This window comes from Geodermatophilus sp. SYSU D00814, from assembly GCF_054050055.1.
Genome location: NZ_JBJGYP010000002.1, coordinates 104,982 through 127,786, shown reverse-complemented (window position 1 = coordinate 127,786; position 22,805 = coordinate 104,982). Strand labels below are relative to the sequence as shown.

The window sequence follows — 22,805 nt, the reverse complement described above, 5'->3', positions numbered from 1 at the left end:
TCGCCCGCCGGGCGAGGCGTACCGGTCCCCGGCGGGGCGAGGCTGACGCCCAGCCGGCCCGGGGAGGAACGATGACGTCGCCCAGCCGCCAGGCACTCGACTCCAGGGATCCCGTCGCCAGGGACACCGACGCCAGGGACACCGACGCCAGGGACACCGTGGACGCGGCCCTGCTCGACCGGCTGCGCGCGGGGGACGCCGCGGCGTTCGCGGAGGTCGTCGACGCGTGGTCGCCCGTGATGCTCTCCGTCGCCCGGCGCTACGTCCACGACCGGCACGCCGCGGAGGACGTCGTCCAGGAGACGTGGCTGGCGGTCGTCAGCGGGATCGCCCGGTTCGAGGGACGCTCCACGGTGCGGAGCTGGACCTTCTCCATCCTGGTCAACCGGGCGAGGAGCCGGTGGGTGCGGGACTCCCGCGTCGTGTCCTCCGCCGAGCTCACCGGCGCACCACCGGCGGGCCCGACGGTCGACCCGGCCCGCTTCCAGGGGCCGGACGGCGCGTACCCCGGGCACTGGACGTCGACCGGCGCGCCCCGGCCCTGGGAGCAGCCCGAGGACGGGCTGCTCAACCGGGAGCTCGCCCAGCAGCTGGACCGGGCGCTGGCCGGGTTGCCCGAGCGCCAGCGCCTGGTGGTGCAGCTGCGCGACGTTCAGGACATGTCGGCGGAGGAGACCTGCGCGGCGCTGGGCCTGTCGGCCGTCAACCAGCGCGTCCTGCTGCACCGCGGCCGGGCCGCCCTGCGCGCCGCGCTCGAGGACCTCCACCGCGGCTGACCGCCGGTGCACCCTGGCTCCGGGACCCACCGCCGAGCCCGGGAGCGGCCATGGACGACCTCACCGGTTCTGCCGTCCTGGTCACCGGGGCGGCGTCGGGGATCGGCCGGGCCAGCGCGGTCCGGTTCGCCGGTGCCGGCGCCGCGGTCGCGCTCCTGGACACCGACGCGGACGGCCTCGCGGTGACCGCCGACCTGGTCCGCTCCGGGGGTGGTGCCGCCGAGGTCCACGTCGCGGACGTGCGGGACCTGCCGGCCGTGGAGCACGCGGTCGACGCCACGGTGGACCGGTTCGGCCGGCTGGACGCCGCGCTGAACAACGCGGGCGTGGCCGGGCCGTTCCTGCCGCTGGACGAGTACCCGCCCGAGGAGTTCCTGCGGGTCCTGCAGGTGGACCTCGTCGGCGTCTGGCACTGCATGCGCGCCGAGATCGCCCGGATGCGCCGGCAGGGCGGCGGCGCGATCGTCAACACCTCGTCGATGCTCGGCAGCGCCGCCATGCCGGACAACGCGGCCTACATCGCGGCCAAGCACGGGGTGAACGGGCTGACGCGGGCGGCCGCGGTCGAGCTCGCCGGGGCCGGGATCCGGGTGAACGCCGTCGCGCCCGGCGTCACCAGGACCGCGATGACGTCCGAGGTCAGCGCCGAGCTGCTGCAGCGGGTCCCGCTGTCCCGGATCGCCGAGCCCGAGGAGATCGCGGCGGTCGCGGTATGGCTCTGCTCGCCGCAGGCCGGCTACGTCACCGGGTCCGTCGTCGTCGCCGACGGCGGCTGGCTGGCCGGGTGACCAGCCGGTCGCGGGTCCTAGAGCAGGTCCAGCGACCGGGCGCGCAGCACCGCGTCGTCCCGGGACTCCGCGCCCAGCTTCCGGTACACCGACCGCAGGTGCGTCTTCACCGTGTTCGGGCTGACGAACAGCGAACCGGCCATCTCCCGCTGCGACATCGTCGTCGGCAGCAGCGTGAGGACGGCGAGCTCGCGCTCGGTGAGCGGCTCGGCCAGCGCCGCCGACGGGTGGGTGCGGCGGGCCCGCTGCTCGCGGGCGAGCCAGTCCCGGACGGTCGGACCGGGGTCGGCGCAGCCGCGGAGCACCGCGACGGCGGCGGCGAGCCGGGCGTCCGGCGCCTCGCCGGCGTCCGCGCCGGCACCCCCTCCGGCGAGTCGGGCCGCCTCCGCGGCGGTGACGAGGGCGGCGGCCAGCTCCACCCGCCCGGCGCCGCGGCCGGCCAGCTCCACGGCGGCCTCGGCGGCGACGGTGGCCTCACGCCACCGTCCGCGGCCCAGGGCGAGCCGCGCCGCGGCCAGGGCGGGGACCATCGCCACGAAGTGGGCGTCGACGTGGGCGCCCGACACGACGTCGGAGCACCGGGCGAGCACCGCCTCGGCCCCCCGCAGGTCCCCGGCGAGCACCGCGACCAGCGCCTGCCCACCGAGGGCGTAGACCTGGGCGAGCCGGTTGTCGGAGTCCTCGGCCGAGGCCGCCGCGGAGCGCAGCCGCTCCGCCGCCCGGTCCAGCTCGCCTCGCCACAGCGCGCAGAACCCGCTCACCAGGTGCTGCACGGTGAGGAGGAACGGGTCGGCGGGCCGGCCGGCCAGTGCCGCGAGCCGCTCCGTGGCCCGCGGCAGGTCACCGGTCTTGAACGCGTGCAGCGCCCGCAGCACCCCCACGTGCGGGTCGTCGGCGGCGACGGAGTCGGCAGCCGCCAGGACGGCGCCGGCCTCGTCGAGCCGTCCGCGGTCCAGGTGCAGCCACACCCGGGCCACCGTGAGCCGGGGATCGGCGGCGACCTGGGCCGGCGGCAGCGCGTCCAGCCAGCCCTGCACGGTCTGCAGGTGGCCGAGGTTGAACTGCGCCGGCCACGCCTGGCCGACCAGCTCGCCGGCGAGACCGGCGTCCCCCGACGCGAGGGCGTGCCCGATCGCCTCCCCGGGTTCCCCGTGGTCGGCGAACCAGGTGGCCGCCCGGTGGTGCAGCACCTCCGCGTCCGCGACCCGGGACAGCTCCAGCTCGTAGCGCAGCAGGTCGCGGAACAGCTGGTGGTAGCGGAACCACCGGCCCTCCTCGTCGAGCGCGCTGAGGAACAGGCCGGCCCGCCGGATCCGGTCCAGCAGCCGGACGGCGTCGTCGCGTCCGGTGACGGCATCGGCCAGCGGTGCGCACAGCCGCGGCAGCACCGACGTCTGCAGCAGGAAGTCCCGCAGGTCCGGTGCCAGGGACCCCAGGACCTCCTCGCCTAGGTACTCGACGACGTGCCGGTCGGCGCCGGTGAACCGGTCGACGAACTCCAGCCGGGCCTGCCGGTCGGCCCGGTCGGCCAGCCGCAGCCCGGCCAGCTGCAACCCGGCCGCCCACCCCTCCGTCCGGGCGACGAGCCGCTGCACCTCGTCGGCGGACAGGTCGGGGACCGCGGCCCGGTGGAGCATGCGCGCCGCCTCCTCGGCAGTAAAGCGCAGCTGGTCGGCGCGGATCTCCACCAGGGTGCCCGCCACCCGCAGCCTGCCCAGCGGCAGTGGCGGGTCGGTCCGGGACACGACCACGAGGTGCAGCGCTCCCGGCGCGCGCTCGAGCAGCGTGGCGACCGACCGGTGCACCGCTGCGCTCTCGACGACGTGGTAGTCGTCCAGCACCAGCACCAGGTCCTGCTCGGCGTCGGCCAGCTCGTTGACCAGCTCCGGCAGGACGTCGCGCTCGACGTCGGCGCCGGCCGCGTCCAGCCGGTGCAGCGCGGCGGCGGCGACGGACGGATCGGCCTGGTGCACGGCGAGGAGCAGGTACCGCCAGAAGCGGGTGACGTCGTCGTCGGCGGCGTCCAGTGACAGCCAGCCACTGCGCAGCCCGAGCCCGCGCAGCCACTGGCCGACGAGGGTGCTCTTCCCCCACCCGGCCGGGGCGACCACCACGGTCAGCCTCGCGTGCACCGCTGCGGCGAGCCGGTCGTAGAGCCGCGGCCGCTCGACCGGGCGGGTGCCCAGCGCCGGGACGAACAGCTTGGTGGTGAGGACGGGTCCGGTGCCGCCCGTCCGCGGCCCGGGCAGCCGCACCGGCCCCCGGGGCACGGGCGCCACGGGGACCTGCTGCACCGACGACGGCCTCATGGCCCGGCCCGCTCCCTCCCGGCACGCCGCAGGCGCACCCCTCGGGTGGTGCGCAGCCTGGCAGGGAGGACACCGGCCGCGACAGGGCACTCCGGCCGCATCTGCCCAGGGACCCCGGGAGCCGGCCGGTGTAACGCCACGGCCCCCCGGTGCGACTCCGGGGCATGACGACGACGGCACCGCAGGTCCGGCAGGTCCTGGCGGCAACGCGGGAGAGCTGGCACCGGGTGGCCGAGCACGTCCTCGCGGCGGGGCAGTTCGCCGCCGCGGGCACCATCCGGCTGCGGGCGTGGCCCGGGGGCCTGGCCACGACGGTGGGTCTCGGGGACCGGCAGCTCGCCGTCGTGGGCGGCGGGCTCGTGGTCACCGGCCGCGACGGCACCCGCTCGGAGCCGCTGACCACGCTCGGCCGGGCGGCGCAGGTCGCCGGCGTCGAGCTCGGGCTGCGCGGCAGCTACGCACCGGCCACACCGGCCGACCCGGACGCGCCGCTGCCGGTGGACCCGGCCGCCGCCCGCCGGCTCGCCGGCTGGCTCGCGCTCGGTGAGGCGGCGCTGCGCCGCTTCGCCACGGCGGCCGGCGAGCCGGTGGAGCCGGTGCTGTGGCCCGAGCACCTCGACCTCGGCGTCACGCTCGGCGCGGTCAACTACGGCTGCTCCCCCGGCGACGAGGCCTCCCCGGAGCCCTACCTCTACGTCGGCCCGCACGGCGGACCGCCGGCCCGGGACGGGTTCTGGAACGCACCGTTCGGCGCCGCCGTCACGGCGGACCGGATCACCAGCACGCACGACGCCGTCCGGTTCTTCCAGCACGGGCGGTCACTTCTCCGAGGGAGCGGGACGTGAAGGGTCTGCAGGGCAGGAAGGCACTGGTCACCGGCGGCAGCTCCGGCATCGGGCAGGCGATCGCCATCCGGCTGGGCGAGGAGGGCGTCGACGTCGCCATCAACTACGTCGGCCCGCCCGACGGCGCCGAGGAGACCAGGGAGGCCATCGAGCACGGCGTCGAGATCTGCATGAAGGAGATGTCGGCCGCCGGTACCCGTCCCGTCCTCGTCGCCGCGGACGTCTCCCGGGAGGACGAGGTCGCGGCGATGTTCGAGCAGGTGCACGCGGAGTACGGGCGCATCGACATCCTGGTCAACAACGCCGGGATCCAGATCGCCGGCGACACCGACGAGCTCCCGGTGGCGGCGTTCGACAAGGTCCTCGCGGTCAACCTGCGCGGCGCGTTCCTGTGCGCGCAGCAGGCCATCCGCTCCTGGCTGCCGTCAGGGGGCGGCGGCAGCATCGTCAACGTCTCCAGCGTCCACCAGGTCATCCCGAAGCCGCGGTTCGTCGGCTACTCCGTCTCCAAGGGCGGTATGCAGAACCTCACCCGCACGCTCGCGCTGGAGTACGCCGGCCGCGGCATCCGGGTCAACGGCATCGGCCCCGGTGCCACGGTCACGCCGATCAACCGCTCGTGGATCGACGACCCGGTCAAGAAGCAGATGGTGGAGAGCCACATCCCGATGCGCCGCGCGGGTGGCGCCGAGGAGATGGCGGCGGCGACGGCGTTCCTCTGCTCCGACGAGGCCGCCTACATCACCGGCCAGACGCTGTTCGTCGACGGCGGGCTGACCCTCTACCCGTCCTTCGAGACCACCTGGTCCTCGGAATGACGACGCTGACGCGGGCCCCCTCGGTCGCCGAGCGGACGGCGGGGTGGTTCCCCTCCCGGTGGGGTCCGCTCGACCAGGCCGGCGCGCTCAACGAGATCACCCCGGCGACGGTCCTCGCCGCCGTCGGGCTGGTGCGCGAGGGGCGGGTGCACGACCTCGCGCACGTGCTGCACGCCGACGTCCCGGCGTTCCCGGGGCGCACCTTCCGCTCCTACCTGACCACGAACGCCCACCACGTCAACCGCCGCCGTCCCGGCGGCGGCCCGGAGGGCTGGGGCCGCAACGCGGTCAACTGGGTCGTCGAGCAGATCACGGCCACCCAGCAGATGGGCACCCATCTCGACGCCCTCAACCACCTGCAGGTCGGGGACCGCACCTACAACGGGCACCGGCTGTCCGACATCGCCGAGGAGCACGGCACCAACCGGCTCGGGGTGGACACGCTGCCGCAGGTCCTCACCCGGGGGCTGCTGCTCGACGTCGCCGCGGTGCGCGGCGTCGAGCGGCTGGGCCCCGGCGACGTCGTCACGGTGGCCGACGCCGAGGCCGCCCTCGGCGGCCGGGAGCTGCGGCCCGGGGACGGGGTGCTGTTCCACACCGGCTGGGGCTCGCTGTGGGAGGACGGCGAGCGCTACTCGGCCGGGGAGCCGGGGCCCGGCACGCAGCTGGCCGGGTGGCTGGCCGCGCACCGCGTCGCGCTCACCGGCTGCGACACCTGGAGCTACGGCCCGGTGCCGGCGGAGGACCCGGACGAGCCGTTCGTGGTCCCCCAGACCCTCAACGTCCGGCACGGCGTCGTCGTGCTGGAGAACCTGCGGCTCGCCGAGGCCGCCGCCGACGGGCTGCGCGAGTTCCTGCTCGTCGTCAGCCACGCCAAGCTGCGCGGCGCCACCGGCGCCTGGGTCACCCCGCTCGCGATCACCTGAGGAGGCCACGCCATGGCCGAGCACGCCGACGTCGTCGTCATCGGTTCGGGTGCCGGCGGTGGTGCCGTCGCCTGGGCGCTGGCCCCCACCGGGAAGCGGGTGCTGGTGCTCGAGCGGGGCGACTGGCTGCACCGCGAACCGCAGAACTGGGACCCGCAGGCGCTGTGGGCCGACAAGCGCTACGCCAACAGCGGCCAGTGGACCGACGCCGCCGACGGCCGCCGGTTCACCCCGAAGCAGCACTACTACGTCGGGGGCAACACCAAGTTCTACGGCGCGATCCTCTACCGGTTCCGCGAGCGGGACTTCGGCCCGGTGCAGCACGTCGACGGCGTCTCACCGGCGTGGCCGATCTCCTACGCCGACCTCGCGCCGTACTACGACCGGGCCGAGCAGCTCTACCAGGTGCACGGCACCCGCGGCGAGGACCCCGACGAGCCACCCGCCGCCGGGCCCTACCCCTGGCCGGCGATCAGCGACGAGCCGCGCATCGCCCAGCTGCGCGCGGACCTGACCGCCGCCGGGCTGCACCCGTTCTCGCTGCCGAACGGCATCCTGCTCGACGAGGCCGCGCCGCACCTGTCGGCGTGCATCCGCTGCGCCACCTGCGACGGCTTCCCGTGCCTGGTGAACGGCAAGGCCGACGCGCAGGTCATGACCGTGGAGCCCGCGCTGCGGCACCCGAACGTGACGCTGCGGACCCGGGCGCGGGTCGTGCGGCTGGAGACCGACCCCTCCGGGCGCAGCGTCAGCCGCGTGGTGGTCGACCGCGACGGGCAGCGGGAGGAGTACACCGCCGACGTCGTCGTGCTGGCCGCCGGTGCGATCAACTCCGCCGCCCTGCTGCTGGCCTCGGCGAGCGACCGGCACCCGGCGGGGCTGGGCAACGGGTCCGGGCACGTGGGCCGGCACCTGATGCTGCACAACAACTCCGGGCTGGTCGCGTTCTCGAAGACCCCCAACCCGACGCGCTTCCAGAAGACGCTCGGGGTCAACGACCTCTACTGGTCCGACCCGTTCGACCCCGACTGGGAGTACCCGGTCGGCTCGATCCAGATGAACGGCAAGAGCGACGCGGTCCTCATCGGCTTCGACGTCCCCGACGCGCGGGATCCGGCCGACCTGGCCCGTCACTCGATCGACTTCTGGCTGACCACCGAGGACCTGCCGCTGGACGAGAACCGGGTGAGCGTGGACCGCGACGGGGGCATCCGGCTGAGCTACACCCGCACCAACGCCGCCGAGGTGGCGCGGCTGCGGATGCGGCTGATGGGCCTGCTGGACTCCCTGCACTGCGAGCCGGACGTCTACGAGAACCGGCAGTACGCCGGGGGGCAGCTCGGCATCGGAGGGGTGGCCCACCAGAACGGCACCATCCGCTTCGGCCCGGACCCGGCCACGGCACCGCTGGACCTGGACTGCCGGATGCACGAGGTCGACAACCTCTACGTCGCCGACTCGAGCTTCTTCGTCTCCAGCACGGCGGTGAACCCGACGCTGACGATCATCGCGAACGCGCTGCGGGTGGCCGACGAGATCGCGGGCCGGCTCGGGGTCCAGGCCGCCGCGCCCGTGGGCCTGCCGGCACCGCGGGAGGCCGGTCCGGCCGTCGGCGTGGTCCGCTGACCCGGGCGCTCCTCCAGCCCCGAGATCGGCGGTCTCGTGGTGATCAGCCGCTGAAGGCCACGAGACCGCGGATCTCGCGGCCCGCCGCCGCCCGCCGCCGCCTGACCGCGGGCACGCCGCCCTCACAGGTCGAGGGTCACCGGGCCGGTCGGACGGGCGCAGCAGACCAGGACCAGCTCACCGCCCGGCGCCTCCACCGGTGCGGGGTCGTAGGCGACGGCGCCGTCGACCAGGGCGGTCTCGCAGCTGTGGCAGACGCCGGTGCGGCACGACCAGCGCACCGGCACGTCGCAGGCCTCGGCCAGTTCCAGCAGGCTGGCCCACCGCGCGGGGTCGAAGGCGGTGGTGACCCCTGCCCGCGCGAAGGTCACCGCCGCCCCGCCCGGCGCGGGGGGCTCCGGCGGGTGGGCCGGCGTCCCGCCTGCTGCCGGCGCCGTCCCGAAGGACTCCACGTGGACGGCGGCGCCCGGCACCCCCAGGGCGTCGAGCATCCGCCGCACGTCCGCGGCGAACCCGTCCGGCCCGCACACGTACGCGGCGTGGGAGGCGTCCACGCCCAGCTCGCCGAGGGCGTCCAGGGTGAGCCGGCCGGCCGCGTCCGCCGACGCCGCGGCGCCCGGGGCCGTGTACCGCACGTGCCGCACGGCCGCGGGCATCCGCGCCAGCGCCGCGTCGGCCTCCGCGGCGAAGGAGTGCTCCGCCGGTGAGCGGGCGACGTGCACCCAGACCAGCCGCCGCTCGGGCCGGGTGGCGGCCTGGGCGAGCAGGCAGCCGAGCACCGGCGTGACCCCGATGCCGGCGCTGAGGAGCACGGCCGGACCCGGGGCGTGCGGGTCGAAGCCGAAGCTCCCCCGCGGCGCCGCGACCTCCACCCGGGCGCCCACGGCGAGGGCGTGCACCAGGCCGCTCCCCCGGCCCTCGCGCTTCACCGAGATCCGCAGCTCCGGACCCGCCGGCACGGACAGCGAGTAGCTGCGGACCACCGGCCCGTCGGCGTCGGTCAGGCGCACGGACACGTACTGGCCGGGCAGCCAGGGGGGCGCCGCGCCGCTGTCCCCGGGGACGAGGTGGACCGAGACGACGAGCGCCGACTCGCGGACCACCCGGGTCACGGTGAACGGGCGGAACCCCGGGTACGCGGGATCGGCCGCGGCCTGCGGCGCCAGCCCCGCGTTGCCCGGCCGGTCGCCGGCCGCCAGCAGCTGCCGGAACGACTCCCGCCAGCCCTCCGACAGGGCCGCGACGCCGAGGGCCGCGCGCAGCGTGGCCTCGTCCCGCGCCGGCGTGTACAGCAGCTGCGAGACGCGGCGCACCGTCAGGCCGGCGGGGTCGCGGTGCACGACGCGGACCGGGTCACCCGCCCCGACCTCGCCCTCCTGCAGCACGCGCAGGTAGAAGCCGGGACGGCCGTGCGCGGTCAGCAGCGCCGGCATCCGCGGCTCGTCCAGGCGGATCCCGACCTTGTGGCAGGTGACCCGGGGTTGGGTGACCTCGAGGACCGCGCCGCCGATCGCCAGCCGGTCGCCGACGCAGACCTCGTCGTCGGCCAGCCCCTCGACGGTGAGGTTCTCCCCGAAGGTGCCGGGGTCGGGCAGCCGCCGGCCGAGGTGGCGCTCCCAGTGGGCGTAGGACTCCCGCTGGTAGACGAACACGGCGCGGTGCTCGCCGCCGTGACCGACGAGGTCGGCCTGTGCGTCGCCGTCGACGTTGAGCCGGCGCACCCACCGGCGGCCGGTGACGGGGGTCTTCCAGATCGCGGTCTCGACCTGCCTGCCCCGCCAGGGGACCGTGCGCGGGCGGCCGACGGACACCGCGACCAGCCGGCCGGACGGGGTCATGGGACCTCCGGACGATCAGGGCCGCGCCGGGCCTCCCCGGACCGGGCCGGCGTCCACGGCGCCGGCCTCGCGGGCCGGGGCCGGACGCGGCTCGGGGACCGCGGTCGTGGACGGACGGCCCAGTGTGCCGAGCGCGGCCGCGGGGAACACCAGCACCGAGAGCAGCCCGGCGAACACCAGCGCCGCGGCCGTGGTCGCCGACAACCGGCCGGTCTCCGCGCCGATCTGCGCGGCGGTGACCAGGAACGGCAGCGAGGTGGCCTGGAGCAGGCCGGCGGCCAGCGAGCCGGCCCCTCCCAGCGTGCGGCGGTACAGGACCGCGGGGATCCCGCGGACGACGAGCAGGGCGACGAGGAACGCCGGCACCCGCAGGAGTGCGGCGGGCTCCTCGACCAGGCCGCGCAGGTCCAGCTGCACGCCGCTGCTGACGAAGAACACCGGGACGAGGAACCCGTAGCCGATGGCGTCGAGCTTGGCGCGGAACCTCGGGTGCGACGAGGAGTCCCGGTCGACCAGCCCCACCAGCGCGCCGGCGAGGAAGGCGCCCAGGATCACCTCCAGCCCCAGCCGCTCGGCGAGCGCGGCGAAGGCGACCAGCAGCAGCACGACCAGCCGGACCCGGATCTCGGCCGTGGTGTCCTGCAGCCGGACGAGGACGTCGCCGAGCCGCATCGACATCCGCACGCGGCCGACACCGACGGCGAGCACCACGACGAGGAGCCCGAAGCCCGCGAGGACGGCGGCGGTCGTCCCCGCGCCCCCACCGGAGGTGGAGAACAGCAGCGACAGCAGCACGATCGCGGCGAAGTCGGCGACCGAGGCCGCCGCGATGACGGTCTGCCCGACGGCGTCCCCCGCACGGCCGGCGTCCTTGAGCACCGGGACGACGAGGCCGAGCGAGGTCGCGGTCAGGGCGACGGCCAGGAACAGCGGCGCCGTCGTCCAGCCCGCGGCCTGCGCCGCCAGCCCCACCCCCACGGCGAGCACCGCACCGACCGCGTAGCCCAGGCCGGTGAGGGCGAGCAGCGGCCCGCGCAGCCCGCGCAGGTCGATCTCCAGCCCCGCCAGCATCAGCAGGAAGGCGAGCCCGAACAGGGCCAGGACCTGCACCGGGACGTCGGCCTCGACCCAGCCGAGGACCGACGGGCCGAGCAGCACCCCGGCGACGATCTCGAGGACCACCGACGGGATGCGCAGCCGCGGGGCCCACCCCAGCGCCAGCGGGACCGCCGCCGCGACGGCGGCGACGACGAGCAGGTTGGTGAACGACAGGTCGGGCACCGGGGGTCTCCCTTCAGACACCAGCCGCGTCGAGGGCGTGCAGCCAGACCTCGGCCACCGTGGGGAACGCCGGGACGGCGTGCCGCAGCTCGCTCAGCGGGAGGCGCGCGGCGACCGCCACCGCGGCCGAGTGCAGCAGCTCCTGGACGCCGCTGCCGGTGATCGTGGCGCCGACCAGCACGCCGGACGCCTCGTCCACCACCAGCCGCGTCGTGCCCCCCAGCCCGTCGCCGAGCACGTAGGCGCCGGGCACGTCGCCGGTGCCGACGTCGAGGACCCGCACGGCGATCCCCCGCTGCCGCGCCTCGGCAGCGGTGAGCCCCACCGCGCACACCTGCGGGTCGGTGAAGGTCACCCGGGTCACGGCGTCGCGGCTGGCGCGGTCGCGGACGTCCCTGCCGGTGATCACGTCGGCGGCGATCCGCGCCTGGTACTTGCCCATGTGGGTCAGCGGCGCGAGGCCGGTGCAGTCGCCGACCGCGTACAGCCAGCCGCCGGGGACACCGGTGGCGCGCAGCCGGTCGTCGACCGCCACCGGCCGGCCGGGCTCGAGCCCGACGCTGTCCAGCCCGAGGTCGGCCGTCCGCGGCCGGCGGCCGGTGGCCACCAGCACCTCGTCGGCGGTCACCTCGCGCCCGGTGCTCAGCGTCGCGCGGACCGGCCCGTCGGCGCCGTCGCGCCGGATCCCGGTCAGCCGCGTGTCCAGGTGCACGGCGATGCCCTCCCGCACGAGGGCCTCCCGGACCTGCTCGCCGGCGAAGGGCTCCTCGCGGGGCAGCAGCGCCGGGCCGGCCTCGACCACGGTCACCTCCGCGGCGCCGAGCCGGGAGAACGCCTGGGCCAGCTCCAGCCCCACGGCGCCGCCGCCGAGCACGACCAGCCGCTCGGGGACCGCCTTGGCCGCGGTGGCCGCCCGGTTGTCCCAGGCGCCCACCTCGGCCAGCCCGGGCACCGGTGGCACCGCCGCGCCGCTGCCGGTGGCGAGGACGACCGCGCGCCGGGCCGCCACCGTCGGGCCGCCCTCCACCGACACCCGGCGGGGGCCGGTGAGCCGCCCCGTGCCCCGCAGCAGCCGGACCCCGTGGTCGGCCAGCCAGCGCTCCTGACCGTGGTCCATCCAGCCGGAGGTCATGAGGTCGCGCCGGGCCAGCGCGGCCGCCACCTCGACCGGTCCGGTCACGGCCGCCGCGGCGCCCGGCACCCGCCCGGCCGCGGCCAGCACCTCGCCCGGCCGGAGCAGCGTCTTGCTGGGGATGCACCCCCAGTAGGAGCACTCCCCGCCGACCAGCTCGGACTCGACCAGCACCGTGTCGAGGCCGCGGTCGGCGCACCGGCCCGCGGCCACCTCTCCCGCCGGGCCTCCCCCGACCACGACGACGTCGACCTCGAGCGCTGCGGGACGGATCTCGGACATCGGGCCTCCTCGGACTCGCTGCCGTCGTCCGCCACCCCGCGCCCGGCGTTACGCGTAACGGCCCGCCGGTCCGGCACGACTGCACCGGTGAGACCGCCGACCCCGGGAGACCCCCATGAGCTCGACCCCGATCGCCGACCACGCCTTCCTGTCCGACCGGCACTCCTGTGCGCTCGTCGACCGGGCGGGCACCGTCGTCTGGCTGTGCTTCCCGCGCTTCGACGGTCCGGCGGTCTTCGCCGCCCTGCTCGACGACGACGCCGGCCACTGGTCGGTGCAGCCGGAGGCGGAGTGGACGGCGACCCGCCGCTACGCCGGGCGCTCACTGGCACTGGAGACCACGTTCCGGACGGCCGGCGGCGAGCTGCAGCTCACCGACGCCCTCGGCCTCGGCCCGGACAACCACGGGCACCGGCTGGGCACCGACGTCCCGCACGTGCTGGTCCGCCGGCTGGCCTGCACCTCCGGCGAGGTCGACGTCCTGGTCGACTACCGGCCGCGGCCGGAGTATGGGCTCATCGCACCGCTGCTGTCGCACGTGGACGGCGGGGTGGCGGCGCGGGGCGGGGCGGACTGGCTGGTGCTCACCGTGCCCACCGAGGCCACGCTGGCCGACGGGCGCGCCCGGGCGCGGCTGCACCTGCGGGAGGGCGACGTCGTCCACCTGGCGCTGCAGCGCAGCACGCTCGGCGACCAGGTGGCCGCGCACGTCTGGTCCCAGGAGGAGCTGGCCGGGCTGCTCGACCGCACCCTGACGTCGTGGGAGTCCTGGTGCGACCTGCACCAGTCCTACGACGGCCCGTGGGCGGACCTCGTGCACCTGAGCGGCCGCGTGCTGCAGGGGCTGTCCTACCAGCCCAGCGGCGCCGTGGTCGCCGCCGGGACGACGTCCCTCCCGGAGGGCGTGGGCGGGGAGCGCAACTGGGACTACCGCTACGCCTGGGTGCGCGACGCCAGCTTCACCATGGAGGCCCTATGGGTCGCCGCCTGCCCCGACGAGGCCGAGGACTTCTTCGCGTTCATGACCACCGCCGGCGCCGGCGGCATCGGCCCGGACATGTCGCTGCAGATCATGTTCGGCGTGGGCGGCGAGCACGACCTCAGCGAGCGGACCCTGGGGCACCTGCGCGGCTGGCGCGACAGCCGCCCGGTGCGGGTGGGCAACGGCGCGTGGGACCAGCGCCAGGTCGACGTCTACGGCGAGCTGCTGGGGGCCGCCGCCCGCCTCGCCGACCAGCTGCCGGCGCTCGACGACGAGACGCGGTGGTTCCTCGCCGCGTGCGCCGACACCGCCGCCGTCCGCTGGCGGGACGCCGACCAGGGCATCTGGGAGGTGCGCGGCGAACCGAAGCACTTCCTGTACTCCAAGGTGATGTGCTGGGTGGCCCTGGACCGGGCGATCGCGCTCGCTCCCGAGCTGCGCTGCGAGCACCGCGTCGACGAGTGGGCGAAGGTCCGCGAGGAGATCGCCGACACCGTGCTGCAGCAGGGCTGGAACGAGGAGGCCGGCGCCTTCACCCAGTACTTCGGGGGCACGGCCCTGGACGCCTCCAACCTCATGCTGCCGATCGTCGGCTTCCTGCCCGCGGACGACCCCCGGATGCTGGCCACCATCGACGCCGTCGCCGAGCGCCTGACCGACGAGCGCGGACTCGTCTACCGCTACCGCACCGAGGAGGGCGTCGACGGCCTGGCCGGGGAGGAGGGCACGTTCCTGCTGTGCACCTTCTGGCTGGCCCAGGCGCTGGCGCTGTCCGGCCAGGTGGAGCGGGCGCGCGAGGTGTTCGAGCGGGCCGCCGCGTTCGTCAACGACCTCGGCCTGCTGTCGGAGGAGGTCGACCCGGTCACCGGCGAGCAGCTCGGCAACGTGCCGCAGGCCTTCAGCCACATCGGGCTGGTGAACGCGGCGTGGGCGATCCACCAGGCCGAGCAGGCCCGGTGACGTCCCCCGCCCGCACCGTGTACCGCGACGCCGCGGGGGAAGGAGAGCAGCGTGGCTGAACCCCCGGCACCCCGACCGGCCGCCGGACCCGACGTCGTGGAGGTCGCCTGCAGGGAGTTCGTGGAGCTCGTCACCGACCACCTCGAGGGAGCCCTGCCCCCGGAGGTCGAGCGCGCCGTCGCCGAACACCTCGAGCTCTGTGACGCCTGCCGGGTCTACCTCGAGCAGATCCGCGCGACCACGGCCGCGGCGCGGGCGCTGCCCACCCCCACCCTCCCCGCGCCCGCCCGGGAGCGGTTGCTCGACGTGTTCACCGCCCTGCACGGCGACGGGTGGCCGCCGGGCTCCTCACCGTCGTCCTTGCCGTCCTGACGAGGCGGGCCGGTCGGCTCGGTGGTCACCGTCCGGCACCGGTCGTCGTCGCGGCGTCACGCCTCTCGGTGTCCTGACCGAACGCGAGGTGACCCCGAGCAACGGGGGGTTACGCTCCTGATCCGGAACAGAAACGGCCTGTGTGGGCGGTCCTGACCCCCACCCGGACCGTCCGCCCGGCGCCGGGGCGCTCACGCCCCGAGCCGCGCACGACCCGAGCCGAGGGTGACCCATGGAGCAGACGTGGTGGCCGCGACAGCCGCTCCCCCTGGCCCCCCTGTGTCCGCCCGTGACCTGGGACGTGGAGCTGCGCACGCCCATCGACCTCACGCTGGGGCGGAACGGTCTGCGGAGGATGGTCGGCACGGACTGGCTGCGACGCCGCGCGCCGGTGGACCTCGACGGACTGCTCCTGGTCTACGAGGAGCTGACCTCCAACGGCCTGCGGCACGGCCGGTCACCGGTGCACGTCCGCACCACCGCGACCGGCCGAGGGTGGTTCGTCGACGTCATCGACGCCGCGGTCGAGCAGCCGCCCGTGCCCGCCGTCGACCGCGATCCGGCAGACGGCGGCCTGGGCCTGCACCTCGTGGCCAGGCTGTGCCGGGTCCGCGGCTGGACCGTGGAGGACGACGGCAAGCACGTCTGGGCCTGCGTGCAGGCGGCCTGAGCGCCGAGCCCGAGGGGCTGCCGTCCGACGGCACCGGCTCAGGCGAGGGACTCCTCGATGTCCCGGCCGTGGGCCAGCAGTCCCCAGATGACCAGCACGTCGAGCGCGAGGACGACGATCGAGTAGACGGGGTAGACGCCGAGGTAGGCCAGCTGGGCGACGGCGTTCAGGCCGGCCAGGGAGGCCGCGGTCACCCGGACGCCGGGTGTCGGCCGTGCGACGAGCAGGGCGCCGAGGGCGAACAGCGCCACACCGAGCAGGAGGTGCACCCAGCCCCAGACGGTGAAGTCCCAGACGAGCAGTTCGCCGCCGGCCGTCACGGTGTAGTACTCGTCGTCGAAGATGGCGATGAGGCCGTTGATGACGTTGGCGAGGCCACTGATCATCGCCATCGCGCCGGCGAACCAGGCGATGCCGACCCAGGCCGTGGTGCCTCGCGTACCGACCGGGGTCCGCGCGGTGCCGGAGGTGCCGGTGTCCGTGCGCGGACCGGAGTGCTGACTGGTGGTCATGCGCCCATCGTCGGAACGCCTGCGGCCGGCGCCTCACCCATCGCGGGCGAGCGCGGTGCACGGGCGCCGCGAGGGGCCGTCAGAGTGCGTTGACGCCCTTGCCGAGCTGCATCACGCCGATGAGACCGATGACGACGGCGTTGACGACGTGCGTGCGGCGCGCGATCCAGGCCTGCAACCGCTGCAGTGACGCCGCGGCGCGGTCGGGCACGGCGAGGTACCAGGCGACGGGGCCGGCGACCGCCGCGCTGCCGATGACCACGAACACGGCCGCGGCGATCCACGCCCCGACCGCGCCGACGTCGATGGTGGCCACGTCGACGGCGGCGCCGACCGTGCAGGAGACGTCGACCGGGTTCAGCAGGAACGCCGCCGCTCCGATGAGGGCGCAGCGGCCCGGTCGGAAGCGCTCGACCGACGCCAGCCACGCCGGCAGGGCGGGTGCGGCGACGAGAGTGGCACCCGCGGTGGGCGCGAACGCGGCCTGCAGCACCTTCGCCCGGCCCCGACGCCAGACGACCACGGCACCGGCCACCAGCAGCGCGGCCAGGACCAGGTGCAGCGGGCCGAGCCAGGCCGGCGGCCCGCCTCGTCGTCCTCCGCCGAACGCCCTCACCATCGCGACGCCGGCCAGCAGCACCGCGACGGTGGCGGCGACCCAGCCGGCGACGAAGGCCGGCCCGTTGACCCGAGCATTGCGGGTGCCCAGCAGCGCCAGGAGCACCACGACGGCCAGCGGGCTCATCGCCACGCCGATGCCCTGGGCGACCAGCGCGCCCAGCAGGCCGGTCACGGGGCCGACCCCGTCCGCGGCCAGGCGGTGGCCTGCCCGTCGGCCACGGCGCCGTCCACGCTGTCGAACACCACGGGACGCTCCGCCTCCGCCAGGGCGCGGTGCAGGACGTCGCGCACCTGTCCCACCGGGTGGACGACGACCAGGTGCACACCGTCGCGCGCGAGGTCCCCGCGCAGCAGCTGCAGGGTCTCGGCGCCGGTCACGTCGATCCACGGCGTCGTCTGCCCGTCGAAGACGACCCGCTCGACGCCGGGGTCCCGCAGCGCCCGCACGGCGGCGCGCACGTGGTCGGCGTTGGCGAAGAACAGGCCGGACTCCAGGCGGAACACGACCGTGCCGGGAGCCTCCTCGGCGCCGGGGTGCCGCTCGAGGTCCACCCACGATCCACCCCGTTCGCCGCCGATCCGGCCCAGACGGGTCACCTGCGGCCGGGATGACCGGGCCAGGACCAGCAGCAGGGAGACGCCCACCCCGATGCACAGGCCCGGCAGCGTGCCGAACAGCAGCACGCCCAGGAGCGCGGTGGCCGCCGCCGCGAAGTCGGTCCGGGCGGTCAGCCACCGCAGCCGGCCGGCGCGCTGACCGGTCCACACCCGGTACAGCCGCCGCAGGGCGGCCACGTCGACCAGGTCGACGACCGCGGCCACCACGACGGCGGCCAGGGTCGCCTCGGGCAGCTGCTCGAACAACCCGGTGAGGAAGAGGAGGGTGAGCAGGGCCAGCACCGCGCAGGTGATGCCGGACAGCTGGGAGCGGGCACCGGCGGCACCGTTGACCGCGGTCTTGGACAGGCTGCCGTTGACCACCATCCCCGAGGCGAGGCCGGCGCCCACGTTGGCCGCACCGAGGCCGAGCAGCTCGCGGTCGGTGTCGACGTCGTAGCCCCGTCGGGCGGCGTAGGTCTTGGCCGCGCCCAGCCCCTCGGCGAACCCGACCACGAGGACGCCGAGCGCGGGCCCGACGAGGTCGGCGTAGTCGGCCGGGTCCAGACCGGCCGGCAGCCCCAGCTGCGGCAGGCCCGGCGTGATCGCGCCGACCACCTCCACCCCGCGGTCGGGCAGGTCGGAGACGGTCATGAGCAGCACGCCGGCCAGGACGACGACCAACGACCCCGGCAGGCGCGGCAGCCAGTGGCGCAGCGCGAGGACGGCGGCCAGGCTGCCGACCCCGACCAGCAGCGTCGGCAGGTGCACGTCGCCGAGACCACCCAGGACGCCGGTGAGCTTGCCGAGGAACTCCCCCGAGACGCCCTCGACGCCCAGCAGCGCCGGCAGCTGGCCGACGATGATCGTCAGGGCCAGTCCGACGACGAAGCCCTTGAGCACGGGCTCGCTGATCAGGGTGGCCACGAACCCCAGGCGCAGCAGGCCGGCGAGCACACCGAGCAGCCCCACGACGAGGGCGAGCCCCGTGGTGAACGCGACGAAGTCCTCCCCGCCCGGCTCGGTGAAGGCGGCGACGACGCCGAACGACAGCGCGGCGGTGGCCGACATCGGGCCGACGACGAGGTGCCGGCTGCTGCCGAGGACGGCGTACAGCAGCAGCGCCGGCACCGCGGCGTAGAGGCCGACCACCGGAGGGACGCCGGCGATCGTCGCGTAGGCGAAGGACTCCGGGACCAGCACCGCCCACACGGTCAGGCCGGCGGTGACGTCGGCGCGCAGCCACCGCGCCTCGTACCCGGCCAGTGAGGCCGGCACGAGCACGCCCAGCCGCCGGGACCCCGGCTCACGCCGCGACACCGGCGATCCCGTGCCCGGCCACCACGGCGCCCATGACGGTGAGCAGCGTGCCCATGATCACGGTGTTCTCCTGCACCAGCCAGCCGTGCAGCCCGTCGAGCGGCTTGCGCATCCGCTCGGCCGCCACCGCGTAGGCCAGCACCGGCACGGCCACGGTCGAGGCGGCGAGGACGGTGTAGACCCCCACCGCCACCGCCGCTCCCCCAGCGCCGAGGCCCGCGGAGCCGACGGTGGACCCGGCGGCGAGGCACAGCCCCAGGTTCTTCGGGTTGATCCCGGACAGCACGGCGCCCAGACCGAGGGCACGGCCCGTCGTCACCTCGTCGATCGCGCTCATCCACCTCGGCAGCGCCGGTTGCTCACCGCGGTGCGGACGAGCACGGAACTGCGCGACCCCGGCCGCCAGAAGGAGTCCGCCGAGCACGACCTTCACCCACGACACGAGCGGCGACGGTCCACCGTCGGCCGGCTCGACGACGCCGGCCAGCAGCACGAACAGCGTCGTGACCACGACGATGCCGGCCACCCAGCCGAGCAGGAACCCGGCGCTGGCGCCCCGGGCGTGCGGGGCCAGCAGCATCAGGATGACGGCGATGACCGGCACCGGGCTGATGGCCACACCCACCGCGTACGGCAGCAGCTGCCCGAGCTCCTCGCCCACGGTCCACCTCCTCCACCGCGGAAGGCACACCGGCGCCCGGCGGATCCAGGCACCGGTGTGCGGGAGCAGGTCAGTCGGCGAAGGCGGCGCGCAGCCGCTGCTCCTCCTCGCCGGAGAGGTTGGTCGTGATCAGGTGCGGGTGGTGCGGCTCGAACGCGGCCCGCGCCTTGTCCCGGACGGCGTCCGAGGTCATCACGAACAGCGCCGAGGTGCCCGGGGTGACCTGGTCGCGGACCTCCCGGATGAAGTCGTCGTCGATCCCGACGTCCCCCATCGCCCCCGCGAGCGCCCCGAAGGCGGCACCCATCGCAGCGCCCAGCAGCGGGACGAAGAAGATCAGGCCCAGCAGCAGTCCCCAGAAACCACCGCCGAGGGCGCCGCCGCCCACGAGACTGTTGGCCTGGTGGGTCCTGGGCTTCTTCTGGTCGGGGTACCAGGAGACGGTCGCCGCGTCGTGCACGGTGATCAGTTCCTGCTTCTGGAGGTCGGTCAGGGTGTCGAGCGCCATGTCGGCGCCCTGCGGCGAGTCGAACCGCCAGACGGTCAGCGTGGCCATGTCGCCTTCTCCTCGGGGTGGGGACGTCGGGTGCCCACACCCTGGGAAAACACCCCCGCCGCTCCCTCACCTGTGGCGGATGAACAGCGCCCACACCGCGGGCCGGACCAGGCCCTGCCCGAGTCAGCGATCCCTCACGCTGCGTGGTGCGCTGCCGCCCGGCGCCGCGTGTGCTCACCGACCGTGCATCCGAGGTCTTCCCCCGACACGAAGTCGTGTCGAAAGGTGGGACAGGGGCTGGGGGCGGCCTCACGGACCGGATCGATCGAGAAGAGGTCGAACGGGATGCGGGTGCTGAGGAGCAAGCTGCGCCGTCCCCGGCTGAGCCAGGCCGTCCTGGACCGGACCTGGCTGTTCCACCGCCCCCGGGCGCCGGGCGACGACGGCGACGGCGACGGCGACGGCGACGGCGGTGGGGCGGCGGACACGTCCGTGACGCTGCTCTCGGCACCGGCCGGCGCCGGGAAGACGACGCTGATGTCGAGCTGGGCGCGCGACCGCGCCGACCACGGCGCACGCGTGGCATGGGTGTCACTGGACCGCGGGGACAACGACCCGGACGTCTTCTGGGCCACGGTGATGGAGGCGGTCCGCGGCACGACCGCCACGTCGCCCCGGGACGCGGCGGGCGCCGCGCCTGCCGGTGCGGGCACGTGGCGGCCGCCCCCGGCGGTCCGCCTCGAGCTCCTGATCGCCCAGGCACCGGCACCGCTGTGGCTGCTCCTCGACGACCTGCAGGAGGTCGACGACCCGGAGGTCCTCGGCGGTCTGGACGCGGTCGTCCGCCGTCCTCCCGACGGGCTGCACCTCGTCCTGGCCACGCGGCGCGACCCGGCCCTGTCCCTGCACCGGTGGCGCCTGGCCGGCGGCCTGCGCGAGATCCGCGCCTCCGACCTCGCGCTGGGCCCCGACGAGGTGCGCCGCGTCCTGGGCCAGCACGGTGTCGAGGTGGCCGACGACGACCTGCGGCTGCTGGTGGAGCGCACCGAGGGCTGGGCGGCAGGAGTCCGGCTCGCCGCGCTCGCCCTCGCCGACGCCCCGGACCCGCACGTGGCGGTGCAGCGCTTCGCCGGCGACGAGCGCCAGGTCGCGGACTACCTCGCCGCCGAGGTCGTCGCCGGTCTCGGCGAGGCCGAACGTCGGGTCCTGCGGCTGTGTGCGGTGCCCGAGCAGCTGACCGCCGAGCTGGCGGTCCTCCTCACCGGGGACAGCAGCGCCGGGGAGGTGCTCGAGCGGCTCCACCGGGACAACGTGCTGGTGGTCCGGCTGGCCCAGGACGGCGACTGGTACCGGGTGCACGGCCTGTTGCGCGGTCACCTGCTGGCCGGGCTGCGGCGCAGCGACCCGGTGGCGCTGGCGGTCGCACACCGCCGGACGGCGGTCTGGTGCGCCGAGCGCGGGCACCTGGTCTGGGCCATCGGCCACGCCCTGCAGACCGACGACGCCGCCCTGGCCGCGGAGATGCTCACGGTGCACGGGCCGGCACTGCTCGCCGACGGTCGGAGGCCCGTGCTGCACCGGCTGATCCGCTCGGCTCCCGAGGCGTTGCGCTCCGACGCGGCCGTGGCCCGGCTGGCCGTGCTCGCCGCCCTGGAGGTCGAGGACACGCCCGCGCTGACCGCACCGGTACCGGCCGACGGTGCCCCCACCGGCCCGCACACCGACCCGCTGGACGCGCTCGTCGCCCTGCAGCAGGCCCGCCACCACCTCGCGTTGTCACCGGCCGCGCTCGATGCCACGACCGAGGTCACCGGTGTCGCCGACCCCGACCTGCGGCTGCTCCTGCTGCTCGTCCGTGCGCGGGTGCTGTACCTGGCCGGCCGGGTGGAGGAGTCCGGAGCCGGCTGGCGGGAGGCGGCCGACCTGGCCCGCAGCACCGGCAACGGACACGCCCTGGTCCGTGCGCTGACCGGACTGACGGCGCTCGAGACCACCAGCGGCCGGTTCGAGGCCGCCTGGGAGCACGCCGAGGAGACCGTCCGGGTGGCGGCACGCCTGGGCAGCCTGCGCGGCGCCGACGTCGGGGCGGTCCTGGTGATGGCCGCGCGCTGCGCCCGGCAGCGCCTCGACGGCGCGGGCGCCCGGCACCTCGCGGCCCGGGCGGCGGCCGTCCTGCACGACTCGCCGAACCTGACGATGCAGCTGTCCATCCGCTGGTTGAGCGCGGTGGTCGACCTCGAGTCGGGCGGGGACCCGCTGGAGGCGGCCCGCCGGCTGGGCGCGTGCTGGGTCCGTGCGGGCGGTGAGCGGCTCTCACCGCTGGTGGCGATCCACCTCGCCTTCCACCAGCACCGCTGCGCCTGGCTGGCAGGCCGTCCCGAGTGGGCGGCCGAGGCGCTGGAGCACCTGGGGCACCACGCCGAACCCGGCGGGGAGCTGGCCACGCTGCAGGCGCTCGAGCACCTGGTGCGCGGCCGCCACGACGCTGCTCGTCGCCGGCTGGCGCCGGTCCTCGACGGCAGGCTCCGGTGCCTCATGCCGATCTTCCAGCAGCAGGCGTGGCTGCTCGAGGCACAGCTCGCCGCCGTCGCCGGCCAGTCGGCCCGCAGCCACGAGGCGCTGACCGAGGCACTGACGACGGGAGTGGAGATGAACGCCTTCCGCGGCTTCCTCGACGTGCCCGGCATCCCCGCCCTGCTCGACGAGCACGCCGGCCGGTTCGGCCGGCTCGATCCAGTGGTGGAGCGGATCCGCACGGCGGCCCGCACCCGGCCGGACCACCCCTTCGTGCCGATGACGCCGCGGGAGCTGGCGCTCCTGACCGACCTGCCGGCGCCGCTGACCCTGGAGGAGATCGCCGCCCGCCACCAGGTGTCGGTCAACACCGTCAAGACGCACGTCCGCTCGATCTACCAGAAGCTGGGCGCGTCCAGCCGGCGCGAGGCTGTCACCACCGCCCGGCGCCGCGGCCTGCTCTGAGGCCGCTCGCACCC

General features: G+C 75.7%; 19 protein-coding genes. 10 read left to right on the top strand and 9 right to left on the bottom strand.

Translation table 11 applies throughout. The features are described from left to right. Positions 1–71: 71 nt before the first annotated feature. Entirely contained in the window at positions 72–776 is a 705-nt protein-coding gene (locus ACI780_RS02175; RefSeq protein WP_457000590.1) for an RNA polymerase sigma factor, read from the top strand. Between the two features lie 50 nt (positions 777–826). After that, positions 827–1,564: an SDR family NAD(P)-dependent oxidoreductase gene (locus tag ACI780_RS02170; RefSeq protein WP_456869821.1), complete on the top strand. Its 738-nt coding sequence runs from the start codon at positions 827–829 to the stop codon at positions 1,562–1,564. 17 nt (positions 1,565–1,581) lie between these two features. On the opposite strand, the gene ACI780_RS02165 is transcribed toward ACI780_RS02170, so the two are convergent. Then, positions 1,582–3,843: a LuxR C-terminal-related transcriptional regulator gene (locus ACI780_RS02165; RefSeq protein WP_457000589.1), complete on the bottom strand. Its 2,262-nt coding sequence runs from the start codon at positions 3,841–3,843 to the stop codon at positions 1,582–1,584. 194 nt (positions 3,844–4,037) lie between these two features. On the opposite strand from ACI780_RS02165, the gene ACI780_RS02160 reads away from it, so the two are divergent. Genes ACI780_RS02160 through ACI780_RS02145 form a run of 4 tightly spaced genes read left to right on the top strand, consistent with a single transcriptional unit; the run spans position 4,038 to position 8,088 of the window. After that, complete coding sequence (locus ACI780_RS02160) at positions 4,038–4,718, top strand: hypothetical protein (RefSeq protein ID WP_457000588.1); 681 nt, start codon at positions 4,038–4,040, stop codon at positions 4,716–4,718. Continuing rightward, on the top strand, positions 4,715–5,536 hold the full coding sequence (locus ACI780_RS02155; protein WP_457000587.1) for a glucose 1-dehydrogenase: 822 nt from the start codon (positions 4,715–4,717) through the stop codon (positions 5,534–5,536). Before ACI780_RS02160 ends, ACI780_RS02155 begins: the two co-directional genes overlap by 4 nt. Then, the gene (locus ACI780_RS02150; RefSeq protein WP_457000586.1) at positions 5,533–6,462 is read left to right on the top strand and encodes a cyclase family protein; all 930 of its coding nucleotides are present in this window, start codon (positions 5,533–5,535) and stop codon (positions 6,460–6,462) included. The genes ACI780_RS02155 and ACI780_RS02150 overlap by 4 nt, the downstream gene beginning before the upstream one ends. 12 nt (positions 6,463–6,474) lie before the next feature. Beyond that, on the top strand, positions 6,475–8,088 hold the full coding sequence (locus ACI780_RS02145) for a GMC oxidoreductase (RefSeq protein ID WP_457000585.1): 1,614 nt from the start codon (positions 6,475–6,477) through the stop codon (positions 8,086–8,088). Positions 8,089–8,210: 122 nt separating this feature from the next. Here the strand turns inward: ACI780_RS02145 and ACI780_RS02140 are convergent, their stop codons facing one another. From ACI780_RS02140 to ACI780_RS02130, 3 genes are read right to left on the bottom strand one after another with little or no spacing between them, the layout of a single operon-like run. Beyond that, positions 8,211–9,926, bottom strand: a complete 1,716-nt coding sequence (locus ACI780_RS02140) for an MOSC domain-containing protein (protein WP_457000584.1) — start codon at positions 9,924–9,926, stop codon at positions 8,211–8,213. A 15-nt stretch (positions 9,927–9,941) separates the two neighbouring features. Further along, positions 9,942–11,207 carry a cation:proton antiporter gene (locus tag ACI780_RS02135; protein ID WP_457000583.1) on the bottom strand — a complete coding sequence of 422 codons (1,266 nt, stop codon included), beginning with the start codon at positions 11,205–11,207 and terminating at the stop codon, positions 9,942–9,944. Between the two features lie 13 nt (positions 11,208–11,220). Further along, positions 11,221–12,621, bottom strand: a complete 1,401-nt coding sequence (locus ACI780_RS02130; RefSeq protein WP_456869813.1) for a dihydrolipoyl dehydrogenase family protein — start codon at positions 12,619–12,621, stop codon at positions 11,221–11,223. Positions 12,622–12,736: 115 nt separating this feature from the next. Here ACI780_RS02130 and ACI780_RS02125 point away from each other — a divergent pair, with 115 nt between their 5' ends. The 3 genes from ACI780_RS02125 (at position 12,737) to ACI780_RS02115 (ending at position 15,605) form a co-directional block, all read left to right on the top strand. After that, on the top strand, positions 12,737–14,563 hold the full coding sequence (locus tag ACI780_RS02125) for a glycoside hydrolase family 15 protein (protein WP_456869812.1): 1,827 nt from the start codon (positions 12,737–12,739) through the stop codon (positions 14,561–14,563). A gap of 51 nt (positions 14,564–14,614) precedes the next feature. Continuing rightward, the gene (locus ACI780_RS02120) at positions 14,615–14,935 is read left to right on the top strand and encodes an anti-sigma factor family protein (RefSeq protein ID WP_457000582.1); all 321 of its coding nucleotides are present in this window, start codon (positions 14,615–14,617) and stop codon (positions 14,933–14,935) included. 289 nt (positions 14,936–15,224) lie between these two features. Further along, positions 15,225–15,605 carry an ATP-binding protein gene (locus tag ACI780_RS02115; RefSeq protein WP_456869810.1) on the top strand — a complete coding sequence of 127 codons (381 nt, stop codon included), beginning with the start codon at positions 15,225–15,227 and terminating at the stop codon, positions 15,603–15,605. A 38-nt stretch (positions 15,606–15,643) separates the two neighbouring features. Here the strand turns inward: ACI780_RS02115 and ACI780_RS02110 are convergent, their stop codons facing one another. From ACI780_RS02110 to ACI780_RS02090, 5 genes are all read right to left on the bottom strand, one after another. Further along, entirely contained in the window at positions 15,644–16,117 is a 474-nt protein-coding gene (locus tag ACI780_RS02110; RefSeq protein WP_456869809.1) for a DUF7144 family membrane protein, read from the bottom strand. Between the two features lie 79 nt (positions 16,118–16,196). After that, complete coding sequence (locus ACI780_RS02105) at positions 16,197–16,910, bottom strand: GAP family protein (RefSeq protein ID WP_457000581.1); 714 nt, start codon at positions 16,908–16,910, stop codon at positions 16,197–16,199. Continuing rightward, entirely contained in the window at positions 16,907–18,655 is a 1,749-nt protein-coding gene (locus tag ACI780_RS02100; RefSeq protein ID WP_457000580.1) for a SulP family inorganic anion transporter, read from the bottom strand. The genes ACI780_RS02105 and ACI780_RS02100 overlap by 4 nt, the downstream gene beginning before the upstream one ends. Further along, positions 18,642–19,316 carry a GAP family protein gene (locus ACI780_RS02095; RefSeq protein ID WP_457000579.1) on the bottom strand — a complete coding sequence of 225 codons (675 nt, stop codon included), beginning with the start codon at positions 19,314–19,316 and terminating at the stop codon, positions 18,642–18,644. The genes ACI780_RS02100 and ACI780_RS02095 overlap by 14 nt, the downstream gene beginning before the upstream one ends. A gap of 70 nt (positions 19,317–19,386) precedes the next feature. Next, on the bottom strand, positions 19,387–19,872 hold the full coding sequence (locus ACI780_RS02090) for a DUF1269 domain-containing protein (RefSeq protein ID WP_457000578.1): 486 nt from the start codon (positions 19,870–19,872) through the stop codon (positions 19,387–19,389). A 285-nt stretch (positions 19,873–20,157) separates the two neighbouring features. Here ACI780_RS02090 and ACI780_RS02085 point away from each other — a divergent pair, with 285 nt between their 5' ends. After that, complete coding sequence (locus tag ACI780_RS02085; RefSeq protein WP_457000577.1) at positions 20,158–22,791, top strand: LuxR C-terminal-related transcriptional regulator; 2,634 nt, start codon at positions 20,158–20,160, stop codon at positions 22,789–22,791. Positions 22,792–22,805 lie beyond the last annotated feature (14 nt).

What these genes read in the sequence shown, in the direction of transcription:
- ACI780_RS02170 (WP_456869821.1), top strand. Translation starts at nt 827, where the DNA reads ATGGACGACCTCACCGGTTCTGCCGTCCTGGTCACCGGGGCGGCGTCG.
- ACI780_RS02130 (WP_456869813.1), bottom strand. Translation starts at nt 12,621, where the DNA reads ATGTCCGAGATCCGTCCCGCAGCGCTCGAGGTCGACGTCGTCGTGGTC.
- ACI780_RS02145 (WP_457000585.1), top strand. Translation starts at nt 6,475, where the DNA reads ATGGCCGAGCACGCCGACGTCGTCGTCATCGGTTCGGGTGCCGGCGGT.
- ACI780_RS02175 (WP_457000590.1), top strand. Translation starts at nt 72, where the DNA reads ATGACGTCGCCCAGCCGCCAGGCACTCGACTCCAGGGATCCCGTCGCC.
- ACI780_RS02140 (WP_457000584.1), bottom strand. Translation starts at nt 9,926, where the DNA reads ATGACCCCGTCCGGCCGGCTGGTCGCGGTGTCCGTCGGCCGCCCGCGC.
- ACI780_RS02110 (WP_456869809.1), bottom strand. Translation starts at nt 16,117, where the DNA reads ATGACCACCAGTCAGCACTCCGGTCCGCGCACGGACACCGGCACCTCC.
- ACI780_RS02150 (WP_457000586.1), top strand. Translation starts at nt 5,533, where the DNA reads ATGACGACGCTGACGCGGGCCCCCTCGGTCGCCGAGCGGACGGCGGGG.
- ACI780_RS02125 (WP_456869812.1), top strand. Translation starts at nt 12,737, where the DNA reads ATGAGCTCGACCCCGATCGCCGACCACGCCTTCCTGTCCGACCGGCAC.
- ACI780_RS02090 (WP_457000578.1), bottom strand. Translation starts at nt 19,872, where the DNA reads ATGGCCACGCTGACCGTCTGGCGGTTCGACTCGCCGCAGGGCGCCGAC.
- ACI780_RS02085 (WP_457000577.1), top strand. Translation starts at nt 20,158, where the DNA reads ATGCGGGTGCTGAGGAGCAAGCTGCGCCGTCCCCGGCTGAGCCAGGCC.
- ACI780_RS02160 (WP_457000588.1), top strand. Translation starts at nt 4,038, where the DNA reads ATGACGACGACGGCACCGCAGGTCCGGCAGGTCCTGGCGGCAACGCGG.